Source organism: Streptomyces sp. NBC_00016, assembly GCF_045040885.1.
Classification (GTDB): domain Bacteria; phylum Actinomycetota; class Actinomycetes; order Streptomycetales; family Streptomycetaceae; genus Streptomyces; species Streptomyces coriariae.
In genome coordinates, this window is record NZ_CP108304.1 from 1,839,708 (window position 1) to 1,858,193 (window position 18,486).

Below are 18,486 nucleotides of genomic sequence, written 5' to 3' on the forward strand. Positions count from 1 at the left end.
GCGCTCGGCCGGGCCCGTGACCGGCTCCGGCGGGCGGCTCAGTCCAGCTCGTACACCGCCGTCACCGTCGCCGTCGCGCGGATCTCACCGGGCGCGACGGGCACACCGCCGAGGCCCGCACCGGGGGTGTCCGCGGCCGACGGCGCCGGGCGCGGGGAGCTGGACGTGTCCTCGCTGAGCGAGACGAGCCGGCCCAGGCGGCGGCCGCTGAGGCGGGCGTACTGCTCGGCCTTGGCGTGGGCGTCGGCGTGCGCGACCTCGCGTGCGCCGGCCTGCAGCGGGGCGGGGTCGGAGACGTCGAAGGCCACGAAGCCGATCCGCCCGGCCTCCCCCGTGGCGTCGGTGACCGCCTGCACGACCGCGCCGACATTGGTCACCTCGCGCACCTTCACGGAGAAGGACTGCATGGCCCGGTAGCCCGTCGGGCGGGCGGTGCCGCCCGTGTGGTCGTAGACGGCGTCAAGGGAGACGCTCTCCGTACGGATGTCCCGGTCGGCGACGCCCTGGGCGCGGACGGCGGCCAGCAGCGCGGCGGCCGCCTTGTTCTGTGCGTCCAGCGCGGACTGCGAGGTCTTGGCGGAGGCTTCGACGCCGGCGCCGACGACCGCGAGGTCGGGCGGCGCGCTCGCGCTGCCCTCGCCGGTCACCGTGACGGTGGCGGGGCTGTCCGGTGCGAACGGACGGGCCGCCGCCGCGGGTTGGGCGGGCAGCGCGGCGGCCGTGGGCGCGGTGAGTGCGGGGACGCCCAGGGCGAGCAGGGAGACGAGGGCCGCGGCGACGGGCGTACGGGGAAGGGGCATACGGGACCGGTCCTTGGAGGTGTCGGGCGGTGCCAGGTGCGGGTGCGGTCATCCCAGCACCCGCGCCCGGCCCCGCCCGGGCACCACTCCCGTGCGATCACCTCACTGGTGGAGCGGCCGGCCGCGCGTCGTCCGCGACCGGCCGCGCCCACCCGGTCGGCGGTTCAGGCCACGGCCGCTATCCGCATCCTGATGTCGTCCGGCGACAGCGTGCCCTTGGCGGTCACATGGTCGCCGGAGGACTCCCCGCGCAGCCGTCGTCCGATCCACGGCACCAGGTACTCGCGCGCCCAGTGGACGTCGTCGCGCCGCACGTCCAGGGTGCCGCGCGGCGGGAGCAGCGGCCAGGGCTGCTCCGGGTCGGCCGGTACCTCGAGGCCGAGGGCCTGCCCACCGCGCAGTGCCACGCGCGTGTGCCCCTCCGGGGAGAGGTGGAGCCGGTCGCCGTCCCACGCCCTGCGGTCCTGGATGGACTTCAGGGACCACAGGTCGAGGACCGGACAGCCGTAGCGGTCCGCCACGGCGCGGACGTGCCCGTTGTAGGTGGCGATCTTGCCGCGCAGATGCTTGAGCACGGGGATGCCACGGGTGTCGAAGCCGGTGGTCACCATGACCGTGCCGGCTGCGGCGGTCAGGGCCGAGATCGCGCGTTCGAAACGCTCGGCGACCTCGTCCGGGTCGGTACCGGGACGGAGGATGTCGTTGCCGCCCGCGCAGAAGGAGACCAGGTCCGGGGCGAGTTCCACGGCCCTGGGGAGTTGGTCCTCCATGATCTGGTCGAGCAGCTTCCCGCGGACCGCGAGGTTGGTGTAGTTGAAGTCGCCCTCGGGCCGCCGGTCCGCGAGGAGGACCGCGAAGCGGTCCGCCCAGCCGACGAACGCCCCGTCGGGGCCTGGGTCGCCGACGCCCTCGGTGAAGCTGTCCCCCACCGCCACGTACGACCCGATCACTGATCTGTCGTCACTCTTCGAATCGTCTGCCACAGCAGTTCATCATTCACCTTCGAATGTGACCTACGCGATCGTAGGAAGGGGTTGACGGGCGGTGAGATAAGACACCCTTAAAGACTTCGCCAATCAGGGAATAAGGGACCAAGCCCGGAAGTCGTTGATCCGGAAATGGCTCCAGGTGGTGCGGAAGGCGAAGTGCCCGCCCGTGTAGGGCTCCGGGTCGGTGTGGTCGAAGACGAGTCGGCCGTTGTTCCACCAGCGGACGACCGAACCGTCGGAGACGATACGGACGTGGTTCGGCTCGTTCGCGACGAGCAGCGGCTCGGTGTAGTCGTAGATCAGCGGACGCACCCCCGCCTCGCCGACGTAGCGGCGCAGCCGGGTCGTGGTGTTGGTGTTGGCGCCGTAGCCGACGTAGTACGTCTTCAGGTAGTCGTACTCGGCGAGGGCGCCGCCGCGCGGAGTGGCGAAGAGGTCCTCCGGGGAGCGGACGTCGACGGCGTTCCAAAAGTTGTTGAGGTCGGAGACGCGGTCGTTGACCCCGCCCGCGGAGACGGGCGTGGCGACGTACTCGAGGACGTACGGCCCTTCGAGCGGCCGCTTGAACCAGATCGTCGCACCGGCGGGGACGTCGACCTCCAGGGTCCCGCGGGAGGCGGTGACCGTCCCGCCCTTCTCCAGTTCGACGGCCCACTGGCGCAGGCCGTGCCGGAAGTCGTCGTGCGCGATCAGGCGGCGGTGGCGGGGCCGGGCGCTCGCCGCACTCGCGGCGCTCGCGGCGGTCGCCGGGGCGAGGGCGGCCAGCGCGGCGCCGGCGGCGAGGGCTCCGAAAGCCCTGCGGGTGGTCGTCATGACGGTCGGCTCCTTCAGTGGGCGGGGGTGGTGAGGTGCGGCTCGGGGACACGGCGGGTCTCGGTGCCGAGGTAGTAGTCGGTGTACGTGGACTGGAGGTAGCCGCGGACGGTCCAGCCGAGGCGGTACGCGGGGTTCTGGGCGAGCGTGTAGACGCGGGTGTCGGTCGGCACGGTGCTGGTGTAGAGGCGCAGGGCGGTGTGGTCGGCGGTCTCGGCGAGGATCTCCTCGCGCCAGTCGCCGACGAGGTCGCCGTAGAACGGGGTGGCGTTGCGGGCGCCGGAGACGACGCCGGCCGGGTCGAAGACCGTCGCGCTGCTCTCGGTCGCCGGGTCCCACTTCTCGACGCGGGTGAAGTCGAGCAGTTCTGACGCCTTGTCACCGTCCCACCAGATACGGAAGTTGACGCTGGGGGTGGTGGTGGAGACCTTGCCGTCCTGGACGTTGAAGACGCCCGCGCCGGGCCGGGTCACGTCGGCGGTGGACGTCCAGTACTCGTAGCCGCGGTGGTCGGGGTCGATGTCCGCGGCGTTCCCGCGGCCGGTGTCGAGGTCCGCGTCGCTCACCGGGCTCGTCGGGTGCGAGCCGGTGACCAGCCGCTCGCCGGTGGCGGCGTCGTAGTAGTACCAGGGGAAGGCGGAGACGATGCCCAGCTCGGACTGCTGGATGGCGAAGCCCTCCAGGCCGGGCCGGTCGGGGTCGAGGTCGGCGATGTCGAAGCGGTCGCCGTGGATGGCGCCGTCGACGACGTAGCGCAGCGTGCCGTCGCTGTTGACGACGTAGTTGCCGTCGGCGATCTCGTCCCTGCCGTCCCCGTCGACGTCGACGGTGCGGATCTGGTGGAAGCTGGTCGCGCCGGTCGTCGGGTCCACCACGTACTTCCAACGGCGGCTGAGATCCGTGCCGTTGAAGTCCCAGGTCTGGAACAGGACCCGGAACGCGCCGCGCTTGGCTCCGACCCGGGTGACCGACTTGGTGACCAGGCTGGGGTGTTCGCCGTCGAGATAGGCGATGCCGAAGTGGCCGCCGGAGGGGCCGTCGGCCACGAAGTCGTCGGGGACGGGCTGCCGGGTCCGCTCGGCGCCGGTCGCTCCGTCGATCACCGACACGAACTGGTTCGCGGGCGAGGCGGCGGTGACCTGTGCGCCGTCGGCGAAGGTGGTCCCGGCGGCGGTGTGCGCGAGCACCTCGGCGCGGCCGTCGGAGTCGAGGTCGTAGACGGTGACGTTGTCGTCGTTGCGGTAGCCGCCGATCGCGGTGGAACCGCTGATCGCGGCGGGCGCCGGGTCGTTGGCGCCGTTCCCGCCGACCTGGGTGTAGGAGCCGGGGCCGAGGTCGACCCGCCACAGGCGCTCGCCGGTGAGCGTGTAGGCCTCCAGCAGGTCGGGCCTGTCGCGGGTCCCGGACAGCCGGCTGACGACGAGCTCGTAGCGTCCGTCGCCGTCGAGGTCCCCCGGCCAGGCGTGCTGCACGGTGTAGCCGTCGGCGCCTGCGAGCGGGATCTCGGCGTAGCCGTCGGTGAAGCGCAGAGCCGCCGGACTCGGCTTCTGCACCCGCCCGTCGACGACGGCACGGACGGTGTACGTACCCGTCCCCGGGCTGTCGTCCTGATAGGTCGTCGACTTGCGCAGCGGCTCCCGGTTGAGCCGGCGTCCGTTCTTGTAGACGTTGAAGGCGATGGCGTTCGCGTGCCGCGCGTATTCGGTGCCGAGCAGCCGCCAGCTGAGGAAGGTCCCTTCGCCGGACGGGGTGGCGACCAGGCCGCGGTCGAGGTTCTCGACGATCCGGCGCGGGATCTCGGTGGCGTGCCCGGCGGGCGCGGAGACGAGTCCGGCCAGCAGGGTGACGGCGGTGACGGCGGCCGCGGCCGCGGCGCCCTTGATGACGATGCGTCGGTCGACGCGGGACACAGGACCTCCGAAGAGCGATAGAAAGCGCTTGCTCACTGACGGAGATCACTGTGTCCCCACCCTGTCCCGCCTGTCGATGGGACACCAAGGGCTGCCACAAGAACGCAATAGAACGATCATGAACGCGCAAACTCCAACGCCACCCCTCCCTCCCCCGGACACACCGAAGGCCGGACCCGGGGATCGGGGTCCGGCCTTCGGCCGCGTGTCAGGCGGGAGGTCGTCGCAGTCGGAGGGGGTCAGCCGACGGAGACGCCGTGCGAGCGGAGGTAGGCGATCGGGTCCACGTCGGAGCCGTAGTCCGGCGTGGTGCGGATCTCGAAGTGCAGGTGCGGGCCGGTCACGTTGCCGGTGGCACCGGAGAGGCCGACCTGCTGGCCCGCGGTCACGGTCTGGCCGACCGAGACGGATAGCTGGGACAGGTGGGCGTACTGGGCGTAGTAGCCGTCGGCGAGCTTGATGACGACCTGGTTGCCGTACGCGCCGCCCCAGCCCGCGGAGACGACGGTGCCCGCGCCCACGGCCTTGAGGGAGGTGCCGTTCGGGACGACGAAGTCGGTGCCGGTGTGGTAGCCGCTGGACCACATGCTGCCGGCCGTGTGGTAGGCGGTGCCGACGGTGGCGCCCGCCACCGGCAGCGCGTAACCGCTGGAGGTACCGGTGCCGCTCTCGGCGGCCTGGGTGACCGCCTTCGATGAGGACGAACCGGACGACGAGGAGGAAGAGGACGAAGGGGACGACGACTTGGTTCCGGACGCCTTCGACTTCGACGGGGAGGACGAGGAGGAACCGGACGACGAGCCGGACGACGAACCGGCGCTTGCGGCCTTCTTGCCGATCGAGAGCTTCAGCCCGGGGTGGATCAGCGACGGGTCGCTGCCGACGGCCCGACGGTTGTCCTGGTACAGCTTCTGCCAGCCGCCGCTGACGTTCTGCTCGTCGGCGATCTTCGACAGATAGTCGCCGGACCGCACGGTGTAGGACTTGGCCGTCGTGGCGGTGGCCGCCTTCTGCGCCACCGGCACGGACTGCACGGCCTTTTCCGGAACGGCCTGGGAAGCCGACTGCGCGACGGACTGCGCGGGGGCCGCGTGAGCGCCGGCGGCACCTATGAGCGGAAGGGCGAGCGCGGCGCCGCCCGTTCCGGCGACGGCTATGGAACGAGTGAAGCGCTGGGTCTTCGGACGGCGGTGCTTACCCTTCGCGGGCATGGCGAATTCCTCTCCGGCGCCTGCGAGGTGAGCTGTCGGGTGCGGACTGGAGATGCCCGGCCGCGCCGAGGCGCGGCTTTACCCCAAAGCCTGTTCCGGAGACCGGAACAGGCGGTTGTGCCTGTGGGTCCCCCGCTCCTGCCAGATACGGGTGAGTGTGCGGACTCCGGGCGGTGGCAGGATTCGGCGTCCGTCCGGATTGGTGTGGAACGTAAGCGACCAGGACGCACAGGGACAAGCAGAGGTTGTACCGCTAACGCCTTTCTCTTGATCCGCTGTGAGAATCCCCGGTCACACTCCGTGAGACAGGGGACCCGTTTACCGCCAAGCACCCTGGAAAAGCATGCGAATTACGTGAACATGACGGGCGACGTACGGTCACGGATATGACGCTGCTCACGTGACAGCTCTCCAGGTTCCTTTATTCCAGAGCGAGTTGGAATTAAGGCTTCAATTCGGACAGAAACCTCAGATGCGACGCAGCCGGATAACCGTCGCATCAAGGTCGCCCCGCAGTCCGGTGCGCAGCCCGTGATGGAGCAGCACCGCCCCCCGATGGACTTCGCCCGTTTCGCGGCATTCGTACGATGCTGTCGGGTCGAGTCCGCGCAGCCGCAGCGCCGGGACGGGCTCGCCGAAGCGCTGCGCCTGGAGCCAGGCGAGGACGACACTCTCGTCACCGCGCACGTACTGGACGGCGCTCAGGCCGCCCGCCGGGGGCCGCAGCCGGTAGAGGTCGCCCTGCTGCACGAGCGGCCGGATCTCCTTGTAGAGGTCCACCCATCGGCGCGCCTCGACGAGCTCCTCCTCGCTCCACTGCGAGAGGTCCCCGCCGACACCGAGCACACCGGCCATGGCGCTGACGAAACGGAAGCGCAGCGAGCTGACCCGGCCGTTGAGCTGGGCGTTGGGACTGTCGGTGACCCATGCCGCCATGACCCGGGCGGGGTGGATCTGGCTGAAGCCGTGCTGGATGTCGAGCCGGTCGAGCGGATCGGTGTTGTCGGAGGTCCACACCTGGTCGGTGCGGCTCATGATCCCGAGGTCGATGCGCCCGCCGCCGCCGGAGCAGGACTCGAAGGCAACCCCGGGGTGGGCCGCCCGCAGCCGGTCCAGGAGCGCATACAGGGCCCGTACGTGGTCGACCCAGAGGCGCTGCGGGTAGGGGTCGTCCGGCCAGCCGGCGTCGGTGAAGCAGCGGTTGAAGTCCCACTTCACATAGTCGACGGGCGCGCTGGAGAGGAGCCCGTGGAGCTGCTCCCAGAGGTACTCCTGGACGTCCTCGCGCGCGAGGTTCAGCACGAGCTGATTGCGAAACTCCGTCCGCTTTCGTCCGTATTGGAACTGCACCCAGTCGGGGTGCGCCCGGTACAGCTCGCTGTCCGGGTTGACCATCTCCGGCTCGACCCAGATGCCGAACTGCATGCCGAGGTCGTGCACCTGGTCGGCGAGGGGCTTCAGCCCGTTCGGGAAGCGGTCTGGGTTGGGCCGCCAGTCGCCGAGCCCGGCGTGGTCGCCGGTGCGCGCCCCGAACCAGCCGTCGTCGACGACGAAGAGCTCCACGCCGATCGCGGCGGCCCGCCGGGCGAGCGTGCCCTGCTGTTCCTCGGAGATGTCGAAGTAGGTGGCCTCCCAGGAGTTGAACAGCACCGGCCGGTCCTGTTCGGCGTCGGGGACGACATACGCGCGCTGGTAGGCGTGCCAGGCGCGGCTCGCCCCGCCGAAGCCGGCGTCGCTCCACAGGCCGGCGAAGACGGGGGTGGTGAAGGACTCCCCCGCGGCCAGCCGCAGCAGCCCCGAGTCGTCGTACCCGACACCCCCGGTGATCTGCACGCGCGCGTCCGGAAGTTGGGCGACGGCGATCCGCCAGGTGCCCGACCAGCCGAGGGCGCAGCCGTAGACCTCGCCGCGCTCCTCGGTCGCGTCGGTGTCCAGGGCGACCCAGGGCAGGTGCTGGTGCCCGGTGTGACCGCGACGGCTGCCGATGACCTGCTCGCCGTAGGTGAGCGCGGACCGGGTGAGCCGGGACTCGGCGGCCCAGCGGCCGTGCAGCTGCGACAGCCGCCAGTCGTCGCGCTCGGGCAGGGTCCAGGTGGCGGAGTCGGCGCGCAGCAGCTCCAGCGGCCCCTCACCGTCGTTGCGCAGGGTCGTCCAGCGCTCGACGACGTCGCCGCGCATCCGGTAGTGCAGGGTGACGGCCAGCCCGGCGTCCCGGAACCGCAGCCGCAGCCCGTCGCCGTCGGCCTCGAAGTCCTCGTAGGACCACTCGGTGCCGCGCCGTTCGTCCGTGCGCACCGACAGGGCCGGCCGGACGAAGCGGGGGCCGCCCTCGACCGGGTACTCCTCCCGGCCGTCGAGCGGGGACTCGAAGGACGCCCCCCGCTCCGACGGCGGGAAGGCGGCGAGCGCCTCGGCGTCCGCGAGCGCGATGCCCGGGCCCCAGTGCAGGTGGACCAGCTCGTCGGCCTCGGTGAGGTGGAGGGCGTAGCTGCTCGTCGGCCCCGAAAGGAGCCAGGTACGGCCGTTGTCGGCGATCTCGGGCATCAAACCCCCACTAATTCGAACAGGTGCGATCAAGCACCAACATCATCGAATGCGGTCGGCCTGCCGGGCAACTTTCCGTGGACAACTCTTCACCTGGGCAGACGTCCGGAGTACCGCCCTGTGGACAACCCGTTGCCCGGGGAACCCATGTCGTATCGTCGGGGAAGCGTCCCGTCGGCCACCACGAGCCGCGCCGACGGCGACCGACAGGGAGGGAGCCCCCGTGACGCAGCAGATCCCGTCGACCGAGCCCGAGCTGGCCGGCGTGCGCAACTTCCGGGATGTGGGCGGTCTGCCGACCGTCGACGGCCGGCGGGTGCGGCACGGCGTGCTGTTCCGCAGCGGCCATCTCGCGCACGCGACCGACGAGGACGCAGCGTTCCTCTCCGGCCTGGGCCTGCACACGATCTTCGACTTCCGCAATGCCGCGGACCAGAAGCTGGAGGGCCCGGACGTCGAGCTCCCGGGCGTGCGCAACGTGAACCTGCCCCTGTCGGACCCGGCGGACGGCTCCGAGTTCTGGAAGATGGTCCGCGACGGCGAGATCGACCAGCTGCGCGGGATCCTCGGCGACGGCAAGGCCGCCGGCCGGATGATCGCCTCCTACCGCTCGATCGTCAAGGAGCGGACGGCCGAGCACGCGCGGGTGCTGCACGCGCTCGCCGAGGACAGCGTCCCGGCCCTGATGCACTGCGCGGCGGGCAAGGACCGCGCGGGCCTGTCCATCGCGGTGACACTGCTCGCCCTGGGCGTGGAGCGCGAGGCCATCCTCGCCGACTACCTGGAGTCCAACGCCAAGCACCGCCGCTACCGGGTCCGCCGCAGTGCCACCTCGGACGCGGCCTACTCCCCTGAGGTCATGGAGCTGCTCAGCCCCCTCTTCGACGCGCGCGCGGAGTACCTCGCGGCGGCCGAGGAGACCATCGAGGAGACCTGGGGCGGCGTCGACGCCTATCTGGAGGAGGGCCTCGGGCTCTCCCCCGAGACCCGTGAGCGGCTGCGGGACCGGCTGCTCGACTGACACTGACACCGCGTCCGGCACGGCGACCGGCACCGCGTCCGGCTCCGTGCCGCGGAGGCCGCACCGGTTTCCGGGGGCTCTACTGGTTGGCGCCCACCTCGAACAGCAGCCAGAGGAACGCCGCGAAGACGTGCCCCACCGCGATGTAGATGATCAGCCGGATCCAGAGGGTGCGGGGGAACTTCTCCTCGATGTCCTTCATGGCGTCTCTCCGATGTCCGAAGGGGTCGGGCCCAGGCACAGCGTGGCCGTGGGGCTCTGCAACAGGGTGTGGACGAAGAGCAGTTCGACCCCGTCGGCGTCCTGCGCCGCGATGCGGTGCGGGGTCAGCGAGTCGAAGTGCGCGCTGTCACCGGGCCCGAGCAGTTCGGTGGTGTCCCCGAGGCGCAGCCGCAGCCGCCCGCGCAGGACGTGCAGCCACTCCTCCCCGGGGTGCACGCGCACGACGTCTCCCTGGGAGCCGTAGGGCACGTGGACACGCAGGGCCTGCATCCCGCGCCCGGAGGCGCCCGCCTGCCAGTACGTCCAGCCGCCCGCGCGGGTCGGCTCCATGGCGGCGGCACGGACGACGGCGTCCCGGTCGGCGGACGTCTCACCGAGCAGTTCTGAGACCGTCGTACCGTAGATACGGGCGAGCGCGAGCAGCATCGGCAGCGAGGGCTGGCGCTGCCCGGTCTCCAGGCGGGAGAGATGGGCGGCCGACAGCCCGGCGGCGCGGGCCGCGGCCTCCAGGGTGAGGGCGGTCCGGCGGCGCAGGGCGCGCAGCTGGGGGGCGACGGCGGGAAGAGCCCCGGCGTGTTCCGCCGGGTCCTCGGACTCGGGCGAGCTCATGACTCCATTGCACGCCGGAATTGCCTCTGCGGCAAATTTGTTGCCTCAGAGGCAAAAGCGCTCGCAGACCCCAGGCAGTCCTCCCCGTCGCCCGTGCTCCCGGGCGGCTCAGCGGTTGGCCACCGCCTGCTTCACCAGCGTCCTGCCGAAGTCCCACATCAGCCCGCCGCCGCCGTGCGCGTCGTCCATCACGGCGGTGAAGGCGTCGACGAACCGGTCCACCTCGCGCTCGCCGACGATCAGCGGCGGGATCAGCTTGATCACCTCCAGATGGTCGCCGGAGACCTGGGTGAGGATCCGGTGCCGTTGCAGCAGCGGTACCACCACCATCTGCGCGAAGAGTCCCTTGCGGGCCGCCTGGAGCATGGCCCACCGGCTGCGCAGCTTCAGAGACCTGGGCTTTCCGAACTCGATGCCGATCATCAGACCCCGGCCGCGGACGTCGGCCAGCAGCTCGTACTTGTCGACGAGTGCCGCCAGCCGGGACCTGAGCAGGTCGCCGGTGGCCCGCGCGTTGGCCACGATCTGCTCGTTCTCCAGCACGGACAGCACCGCGAGCCCGGCCGCCATGGCCTGCGCGTTGGACCCGAAGCTCGCCGAGTGCACGAGCACCCGGTCCATCGACGAGTAGACCTTCTTGAAGATCCAGTCCTTGCCGAGCGTGGCGCCGACCGGCACATAGCCCCCGGACAGCGCCTTGGCCACGCACACCAGGTCCGGCTCGACGCCGTCCTCGTGCTGGTAGGCGTAGAAGTCGCCGGTCCGGCCGAGACCCGTCTGCACCTCGTCCGCGATCAGCAGCGCCTTGTGCCGGTGCAGCAGCTCCTGCGCGGCGCGCAGATAGCCGGGCGGCGCCTCGTGCACCCCCTTGCCCTGGATCGGCTCGACGATGAGGGCGGCGACGTCCCCCTTCCTCAGCTCACCGGCCAGTGCGTCGAGATCGCCGATCGGGACCGCCGTGTCGGCCAGCAGGGGCGCGAAGCCGTCCCGGAAACCGGACTCCCCGTTCACCGACAGCGAGCCCGTGGTGAGGCCGTGGAAGGCGTGGTCGCAGTACAGGACCCTCGGCCTGCCGGTGGCGTACCGGGCGAACTTCAGCGCCGTCTCCACCGCCTCGGTGCCGCTGTTGCCGAAGAACACCCGGTCCAGATGCGGGCTGTGGGCGAGCAGCTTCTCGGCCAGCAGCCCGGGCAGCGGCTGGCAGTCGAAGCGGGTCAGGTCGGCGAGCCGGGCGTCGAGGACGTCGTGCAGCGCCTTGCGGACGACGGGGTGGTGGCGGCCCAGCCCCATCACCCCGAACCCGGCGAGCATGTCCAGGTAGTCGTTGCCGTCCGCGTCCCAGAAGTACGCGCCCTCACCGCGCTCGTAGACCTTGTCGAAGCCGATGGTGTGCAGCATGCGCGGCAGTTGGTGGTTGAGGTATCTGCCGTGCAGCTCGTAGCGCTCGGCTCCGCGCTCGGCCAGGAGGGCGCCGAGGTCGAACTCCGTGGTCATTCCGCTTTCTCCTTGACTGGGCCGGTCACCGGAGCGTCGAGGGACCGGACGTCCCCGGCGGCCAGGCTCGCGCTGATCCGGCCGGCCACCTCGACGGGGGTGAGGCCGATGTCGGCGAGCACCTCGCCGCGCTTGGCGTGCGCGAGGAACTGCTCGGGGATGCCGAACCGCCGTACGGGCACGTCGACGTCGGCGTCGCCCAGGGCCAGTGCCACCGCCGATCCGACGCCGGCGGCACGGCTGTTGTCCTCGACGACGGCCACCAGCCGGTGCTCGGCGGCGAGGCCGGGCAGGGCCGGGTCGACGGGCTTCACCCAACGGGGGTCGACGACCGTGCAGCCGACGCCTCTGGCCTCCAGCAGCTCGGCGGCCTGGAGACACACCGGCGCCATCACGCCGACGGCCACCAGCAGCACCTCCGCCCGGTCGCCGAGGTGCAGTACGTCCATGCCGCCCACCCGGCCGACGGCCGGCACCTCCGGTCCGACCGACTCCTTCGGGAAGCGGACCAGGGTCGGCGCGTCGTCCACCGCGACCGCCTCCCGCAGCTGCGCGCGCAACTGCTCGGCGTCGCGGGGGGCCGCGATGCGCAGCCCCGGGACGACCTGGAGCACGGACATGTCCCACATGCCGTTGTGGGAGGCGCCGTCCACGCCGGTGACGCCGGCCCGGTCCAGCACGAACGTGACCCCGCAGCGGTGCAGGGCCACGTCCATCAGCAGCTGGTCGAAGGCCCGGTTGAGGAAGGTGGCGTAGACGGCGACGACGGGGTGCAGGCCGCCGGTCGCCAGCCCGGCCGCGCTCACGGTCGCGTGCTGTTCGGCTATGCCGACGTCCCAGACGCGGTCCGGGAAGCGCTCGGCGAACCCGCCGAGCCCCACCGGATGCAGCATCGCCGCGGTGATCGCCACCACGTCGTCGCGTTCCTCGCCGATCCGCACGATCTCCTCGCCGAAGACGGACGTCCAGGACGGACCGCCGGCGGGCGCGAGCGGCACGCAGGTGAGGGGGTCCATCGCGCCCACGGTGTGGAAGTGGTCCTCCTCGTGCGCGAGGGCGGGCTCGTACCCACGGCCCTTCTCGGTCAGGCAGTGCACCAGCACCGGCCCGTGGAAGCGCTTCGCCCGCCGCAGCGCGGACTCGACGGCCTTGATGTCGTGCCCGTCGATGGGGCCGACGTACTTCAGGCCGAGGTCCTCGAACATGCCCTGCGGCGCGAACGCGTCCTTGAAGCCCTTCTTCGCGCCGTGCAGCGACTCGTAGACCGTGTGGCCGACGACCGGGGTGCGCAGCAGTACGTCCTTCCCCCAGGCCAGCACCTTCTCGTAGCCGTCGGTCGTGCGCAGCGTCGCCAGGTGGTTGGCAAGTCCGCCGATGGTCGGCGCGTACGAGCGCTCGTTGTCGTTGACGACGATGATCAGCGGCCGGTCCTTGGCGGCCGCGATGTTGTTCAGCGCCTCCCAGGCCATGCCGCCGGTGAGCGCGCCGTCGCCGATGACCGCGACCACATGGCCCTTCTCGCCCTGCACCTGGCGGGCCTTGGCGAGGCCGTCGGCCCAGCCGAGGGCGGTGGAGGCGTGGCTGTTCTCGATGATGTCGTGCTCGGACTCCTCACGGGAGGGGTAGCCGGACAGGCCGCCCTTGCCGCGCAGTTTGGAGAAGTCCTGACGCCCGGTCAGAAGCTTGTGCACATAGCTCTGGTGTCCGGTGTCCCACAGGACGCGGTCGACCGGCGACTCGAAGACCCGGTGGAGCGCGACGGTCAGTTCGACCACACCCAGGTTGGGCCCCAGGTGTCCGCCGGTCCTGGCGACCGCGTGCACCAGGAACTCCCTGATCTCTTCGGACAGTTCACCGAGTTCCGCCTCGGACAGCGCCTTCAGGTCGCGTGGTTGCCGGATGTTCTCCAGGATCGTCACGTCGGGCCCCCTTCGGTCCGTGCTGTTCAACTCACGGTGACGGCCGGCTCCCCCGCCGCGACGCCGTCCTGTTCCATCTGCTCGGCGATCTTCATCGCCTCCTCGATGAGCGTCTCCACGATCTTCGACTCGGGGACGGTCTTGATGACCTCGCCCTTCACGAAGATCTGACCCTTGCCGTTGCCGGAGGCGACCCCCAGATCCGCCTCCCGCGCCTCGCCGGGGCCGTTCACGACGCACCCCATGACGGCGACCCGCAGCGGGACCTCCATGCCCGTGAGGCCCGCCGTGACCTCGTCGGCCAGCTTGTAGACATCGACCTGGGCCCGCCCGCAGGACGGACAGGAGACGATCTCCAGCCGCCGCTGCCGGAGGTTCAGGGACTCCAGGATCTGGATGCCGACCTTCACCTCCTCGGCCGGCGGGGCGCTCAGCGACACCCTGATCGTGTCGCCGATGCCCTGCGAGAGCAGCGCGCCGAAGGCGACCGCCGACTTGATCGTGCCCTGGAACGCCGGACCGGCCTCGGTCACCCCGAGATGCAGCGGGTAGTCGCTCTGCGCGGCGAGCTGCCGGTACGCCTCGATCATGACCACCGGGTCGTTGTGCTTGACCGAGATCTTGATGTCCCGGAAGCCGTGCTCCTCGAAGAGCGACGCCTCCCAGAGGGCGGACTCGACGAGGGCCTCGGGAGTCGCCTTGCCGTACTTCAGCAGCAGCCGCCGGTCCAGCGAGCCGGCGTTCACCCCGATCCGGATCGGGGTGGCGTGGTCCGCCGCGGCGCGCGCGATCTCCCTGACCTTGTCGTCGAACTGCTTGATGTTGCCGGGGTTCACCCGGACCGCGGCGCAGCCCGCCTCGATCGCGGCGAAGACGTACTTCGGCTGGAAGTGGATGTCCGCGATCACCGGGATCTGCGACTTGCGGGCGATGGTCGCGAGGGCGTCCGCGTCGTCCTGCGTGGGGCAGGCCACGCGGACGATCTGGCAGCCCGACGCGGTGAGTTCCGCGATCTGCTGCAAGGTGGCACCGATGTCCGACGTACGCGTCGTCGTCATCGACTGCACCGACACCGGGGCCCCGCCCCCGACCGCCACCGGTCCGACCTGGATCCGCCGCGACTCGCGTCGCGACGCCACCGGCCGGACCGGCATCCCGGGGACGCCCAGGGAAACGGCGGTCATGTCGTCACTCCCGGTTTCCGTTGACGGTCTCGCGCAGGGCGCGCAGGGACTCCTTCAGCGAGCCCATGGTGGCCAGGACGGCGGTCGGCTCGTAGCCGCAGTGCGCCATGCAGTTGGCGCAGCGCGGGTCCTTGCCGCGGCCGTACTTGTCCCAGTCCGTCTCCTCGATCAGCTCGCGGTACGTCGGCACATACCCGTCGCTCATCAGGTAGCAGGGCCGCTGCCAGCCGAACAGCGAGTAGTTGGGGATCGCCCACGCCGTGCACGGGAAGTCGGCCTTGCCCTCGAGGAAGTCGAGGAACAGGGGTGAGTGGTTGAGCCGCCAGCGGCGCCGGTTGCCCCCCGAGAAGGCCTTCTTGAACAGCTCGCGGGTCTGCTCCACGCCGAGGAAGTGCTCCTGGTCGGGAGCCTTCTCGTAGGCGTAGGCGGGCGAGATCATCATCTCGTCGACCTTGAGGTCGTCGTTGAGGTAGTTGAGCACCTCGATGATGGTCTGCGGGGTGTCGGTGTTGAAGAAGGTCGAGTTGGTGGTCACCCGGAAGCCCTGCCGCTTGGCCTCCTTGATGGCCTCCACGGCCTCGTCGAACACACCTTCCTTGGCCACCGACTCGTCGTGCCGCTCCCGCAGCCCGTCGATGTGCACGGCGAAGGCGAAGTAGGGAGAGGGCGTGAACTTGTCCAGCTTCTTGCGCAGCAGCATGGCGTTGGTGCAGAGGAAGACGTACTTCCTCTTGGCCACCAACTGCCGCACGATCTCGTCGATCTGAGGGTGCATCAGAGGCTCACCGCCCGCGATGGACACCATCGGCGCACCGGACTCCAGCACCGCGCCCACGGCCTGGGCGACCGGCATGCGCTGCTTGAGCACTCCCGCCGGGTGCTGGATCTTGCCGCAGCCCTCGCACTTGAGGTTGCAGGCGAAGAGCGGTTCCAGCTCGACGATGAGCGGAAACTTCTCCCGCTTGCGGAGCTTCTGTTCGACCAGGTATGTAGCGACCTTGATGGACTGGCGCAGCGGCATGGCCATGTGGCTCACCTCCGGGGGAGCAGAACATTACGGTGCCATTCGAAAAAAGCAGGCAGGACCGAGCGAAGGACGCGGAAGGCTGATATTCCACCGCGTACCGTGCCGATCCGGACGAGTTCATGTTCAGGAGCGTCCACGACCACCCGGACGGCCGCAACCGGGCGCGGCTCCGCGCGCACGGCGCTCAGCAGCGTGGCCGCCGACTCCATGTCCAGGGCGATTGCGCCGGTCGCGAGCAGGTCGGCCCGCTCGTGACCGCGAACGACGTGGTCGGAGCCGGTGAGGGGGCCGGTGTGGACGGTGCACCCGGGCAGGGTGCGGGCGAGTTCCTTGACCAGCAGCTCGGTGCCGACGCAGGAAACACTGCCGCGCGGATCGCGGGTCTCCTCGGCGACGACCAGGTCGCCGGGGTGCATACCGGGGGCGAGGCCGGCGCAGAACCCCGTGGCCAGCACGGCCGCCCCGGCGAACACCGGGTCGGACAGGACGCGGGTGACGGAGCGCTCCGCCGCCTTGGGTCCCATGCCCGTCCGCAGGACGGTGACCGGCCCGTCGGCTCCGCCACGGTCGCCCATGCGCAGGGCGAGGTGCTCGATGCCGAGGGCGCAGGCGATCAGCAGCGGCGACGGGACGGACTGTGTGCTCATCAGCTCCCCTTGGCCTCGGTGGAAGCCGCGTGGGTGGCGGGCTGCTTGCTGAACGGCTCTCCGTGGACGTACCGGCCGAGCGCGGTCAGCGGGAAGACCTGCCGGTAGAGGTGGTAGTTGATCGAGAAGTCCCAGGGGAAGCCGGTGCCGGTGAAGTAGGGCTCGTCCCAGGAGCCGTCCTCCCGCTGGGTCTGCGCCAGCCAGGCGACGCCCCGCTCGACGGCCTTGGAGTCCCTCTCCCCGGCCGCCAGCAGCGCCATCAGCGCCCAGGCCGTCTGGGAGGCCGTCGAGGCGCCGCGGGCGCTCCAGCGGGTGGCGTCCTGGTAGGAGCGCAGGTCCTCGCCCCAGCCGCCGTCGTCGTTCTGCACCCGCTCCAGCCAGGAGACGGCCCGTCGGATCGCGGGGTGCTGCGCGGGCAGGCCCGCCGCGGCGAGGGCAGGCACCACCGACCCCGTGCCGTAGACGTAGTTGACGCCCCAGCGCCCGAACCACGAGCCGTCCGGCTCCTGTTCGGCCAGCAGCCACTCGATGCCGCGCCGGGTGCGCGGGTCGTGCGAGAGTCCCTCGACCGCCAGCATCTCGACCACGTGCGCGGTGACGTCGGCGGACGGCGGGTCGATGACCTCGCCGAAGTCGCAGAAGGGCATCCGGTTGGGGAACGGGCTGGTGTTGTCGACGTCGAAGGCACCCCAGCCCCCGTTCTTCGACTGCATCCCGAGGTTCCAGCGCACCCCGCGCGCGATGGCCCGGTCCATCCGCTCCGGGTCGTGGTGCTTGACCCGGCGCAGCGCGAGGACGACCTCGGCGGTGTCGTCGATGTCGGGGTAGTTGTCGTTGTGGAACTCGAACGCCCAGCCGCCCGGCGGCAGTTGGGGCCTGCTCACCGACCAGTCGCCCGGCCGGACGACCTGTTCGCCGAGCATCCAGTCGGCGGCCTTGACCAGTTGGGGATGGTCGGCGGGAAGTCCCGCGTCGGCGAGCGCGATGGTCGCCAGACAGGTGTCCCACACCGGCGACTGACAGGCCTCGATCATCCGCGCGCCGTCCTCGCGCCACACGGCGTACCGGTCCAGCGACTCGAGTCCCGCCCGCATCACCGGGTGCTGGAGGTCGTAGCCGAGCAGGTGCAGGGCGATCACCGAGTACACGGCGGGCGGCTGGATGCCGCCCCAGGCGCCGTCGTTCTCCTGCCGTTCGATGATCCAGCGGGCGGCGGCGTTCAGGGCCGCGCCGCGCAGCCTGCGCACCGCGACCGACCGGTAGCCGCGCACCACCTTGTCGAGCCGCTGGAAGAGCCCGTCCCAACTGGCCACCGGGGCGAGGGGCCTGGCCGGGTTGGGATGCGCGGGATCGGCGTGCAGCTCGTCGAGCGGGAAGGGCGCCGGACGCACCGGGCGCTTCGCCGACACCACGGTGAGCGGCACGATCGTCTGCCGCGCCCAGCAGCCGAAGTTGTAGATGCTCAGCGGGAACCATGCGGGGAAGAACAAGAGCTCCGGCGGGAGTTCGGGCAGGTCCTCCCACTTCCACCAGCCGAACAGGGCCAGCCAGATCCGGGTGAAGACCCTGGCGGAGGCGATGCCCCCCTGCTCGCGGATCCACCCGGAGGCCCGGCGCATGTGGGGCGCCTCGGGGGCGTCGCCCGCCAGCCGCAGGGCGACATACGCCTCGACGGTGGCGGAGAGGTCGGGCGGACCGCCGTAGAAGGTGGCCCACGTACCGTCCTCGCGCTGCTCCCCCCGGACGAAGAGCGCGGCGGCCCGGGTCGTGGCCTCGTCGCGGATGCCCAGGAACTGACGGAGCAGCAGGTCCTCGGCGTCCATCGTGACGTTCGTCTCGAGGTCGCCCTTCCACCAGCCCTCGGCGTCCTGCCCGGCGAGCAGGAAGTCGGTGGCGCGTTGCATCGCGCGGGTGGCGGCTTCTTGTACCCCGGCCGCCACGGGGATGGTGATGTCGGTTTCGCTGGCCGCGGCAGCGCGGGGCGGCAGAGCCCCGGTGCTTCCGTCGGTCGTCGCTGTCATGGCTTCCCCTTCGTGCAGTGTGCATGGCTTTGCGTCTGCTGTGGGTCCGCCGTCGGCCGGTGCTCTCTCTCCTCG

At 70.9% G+C, this 18,486-nt stretch carries 15 protein-coding genes and 1 riboswitch; of the genes, 1 reads left to right on the top strand and 14 read right to left on the bottom strand.

All coding sequences use genetic code 11. The features are described from left to right. Positions 1–38 precede the first annotated feature (38 nt). The 6 genes from OG933_RS08280 to OG933_RS08305 form a co-directional block, all read right to left on the bottom strand. Positions 39–800 carry an SIMPL domain-containing protein gene (locus OG933_RS08280; protein WP_405626249.1) on the bottom strand — a complete coding sequence of 254 codons (762 nt, stop codon included), beginning with the start codon at positions 798–800 and terminating at the stop codon, positions 39–41. Positions 801–964: 164 nt separating this feature from the next. Beyond that, positions 965–1,750: an SGNH/GDSL hydrolase family protein gene (locus OG933_RS08285; protein ID WP_171402348.1), complete on the bottom strand. Its 786-nt coding sequence runs from the start codon at positions 1,748–1,750 to the stop codon at positions 965–967. A 126-nt stretch (positions 1,751–1,876) separates the two neighbouring features. Further along, entirely contained in the window at positions 1,877–2,602 is a 726-nt protein-coding gene (locus OG933_RS08290; protein WP_405626251.1) for a DUF6250 domain-containing protein, read from the bottom strand. Positions 2,603–2,616: 14 nt separating this feature from the next. Next, positions 2,617–4,512: a hypothetical protein gene (locus tag OG933_RS08295; protein ID WP_405626253.1), complete on the bottom strand. Its 1,896-nt coding sequence runs from the start codon at positions 4,510–4,512 to the stop codon at positions 2,617–2,619. Positions 4,513–4,751: 239 nt separating this feature from the next. After that, the gene (locus OG933_RS08300) at positions 4,752–5,723 is read right to left on the bottom strand and encodes a peptidoglycan DD-metalloendopeptidase family protein (RefSeq protein ID WP_405626254.1); all 972 of its coding nucleotides are present in this window, start codon (positions 5,721–5,723) and stop codon (positions 4,752–4,754) included. A 4-nt stretch (positions 5,724–5,727) separates the two neighbouring features. Beyond that, positions 5,728–5,887: riboswitch (cyclic di-AMP (ydaO/yuaA leader) on the bottom strand. 304 nt (positions 5,888–6,191) lie between these two features. Beyond that, positions 6,192–8,267, bottom strand: a complete 2,076-nt coding sequence (locus OG933_RS08305; protein WP_405626255.1) for an alpha-galactosidase — start codon at positions 8,265–8,267, stop codon at positions 6,192–6,194. A gap of 223 nt (positions 8,268–8,490) precedes the next feature. Between OG933_RS08305 and OG933_RS08310 the strand changes: the two genes are divergently transcribed. Continuing rightward, positions 8,491–9,288, top strand: a complete 798-nt coding sequence (locus tag OG933_RS08310) for a tyrosine-protein phosphatase (protein WP_405626257.1) — start codon at positions 8,491–8,493, stop codon at positions 9,286–9,288. A 79-nt stretch (positions 9,289–9,367) separates the two neighbouring features. Here the strand turns inward: OG933_RS08310 and OG933_RS08315 are convergent, their stop codons facing one another. From OG933_RS08315 to shc, 8 genes are all read right to left on the bottom strand, one after another. Further along, a complete protein-coding gene (locus tag OG933_RS08315) occupies positions 9,368–9,490 on the bottom strand; it encodes a DUF6126 family protein (protein ID WP_020129477.1) in 123 nt (40 codons plus the stop codon). Continuing rightward, positions 9,487–10,119: an XRE family transcriptional regulator gene (locus OG933_RS08320; RefSeq protein WP_362518721.1), complete on the bottom strand. Its 633-nt coding sequence runs from the start codon at positions 10,117–10,119 to the stop codon at positions 9,487–9,489. Before OG933_RS08320 ends, OG933_RS08315 begins: the two co-directional genes overlap by 4 nt. A gap of 108 nt (positions 10,120–10,227) precedes the next feature. Continuing rightward, on the bottom strand, positions 10,228–11,613 hold the full coding sequence (locus OG933_RS08325; protein WP_405626259.1) for an aspartate aminotransferase family protein: 1,386 nt from the start codon (positions 11,611–11,613) through the stop codon (positions 10,228–10,230). Beyond that, positions 11,610–13,532 carry a 1-deoxy-D-xylulose-5-phosphate synthase gene (dxs, locus tag OG933_RS08330; protein ID WP_405626260.1) on the bottom strand — a complete coding sequence of 641 codons (1,923 nt, stop codon included), beginning with the start codon at positions 13,530–13,532 and terminating at the stop codon, positions 11,610–11,612. The genes OG933_RS08325 and dxs overlap by 4 nt, the downstream gene beginning before the upstream one ends. A 26-nt stretch (positions 13,533–13,558) precedes the next feature. Next, complete coding sequence (gene ispG / locus OG933_RS08335) at positions 13,559–14,716, bottom strand: flavodoxin-dependent (E)-4-hydroxy-3-methylbut-2-enyl-diphosphate synthase (protein ID WP_362518714.1); 1,158 nt, start codon at positions 14,714–14,716, stop codon at positions 13,559–13,561. A gap of 4 nt (positions 14,717–14,720) precedes the next feature. Continuing rightward, positions 14,721–15,743, bottom strand: a complete 1,023-nt coding sequence (gene hpnH / locus OG933_RS08340; protein ID WP_405626262.1) for an adenosyl-hopene transferase HpnH — start codon at positions 15,741–15,743, stop codon at positions 14,721–14,723. Between the two features lie 5 nt (positions 15,744–15,748). Beyond that, positions 15,749–16,390, bottom strand: a complete 642-nt coding sequence (locus tag OG933_RS08345) for a 1-hydroxy-2-methyl-2-butenyl 4-diphosphate reductase (protein WP_405626264.1) — start codon at positions 16,388–16,390, stop codon at positions 15,749–15,751. Beyond that, complete coding sequence (gene shc, locus OG933_RS08350) at positions 16,390–18,411, bottom strand: squalene--hopene cyclase (RefSeq protein WP_405626266.1); 2,022 nt, start codon at positions 18,409–18,411, stop codon at positions 16,390–16,392. Before shc ends, OG933_RS08345 begins: the two co-directional genes overlap by 1 nt. Positions 18,412–18,486: the final 75 nt, after the last annotated feature.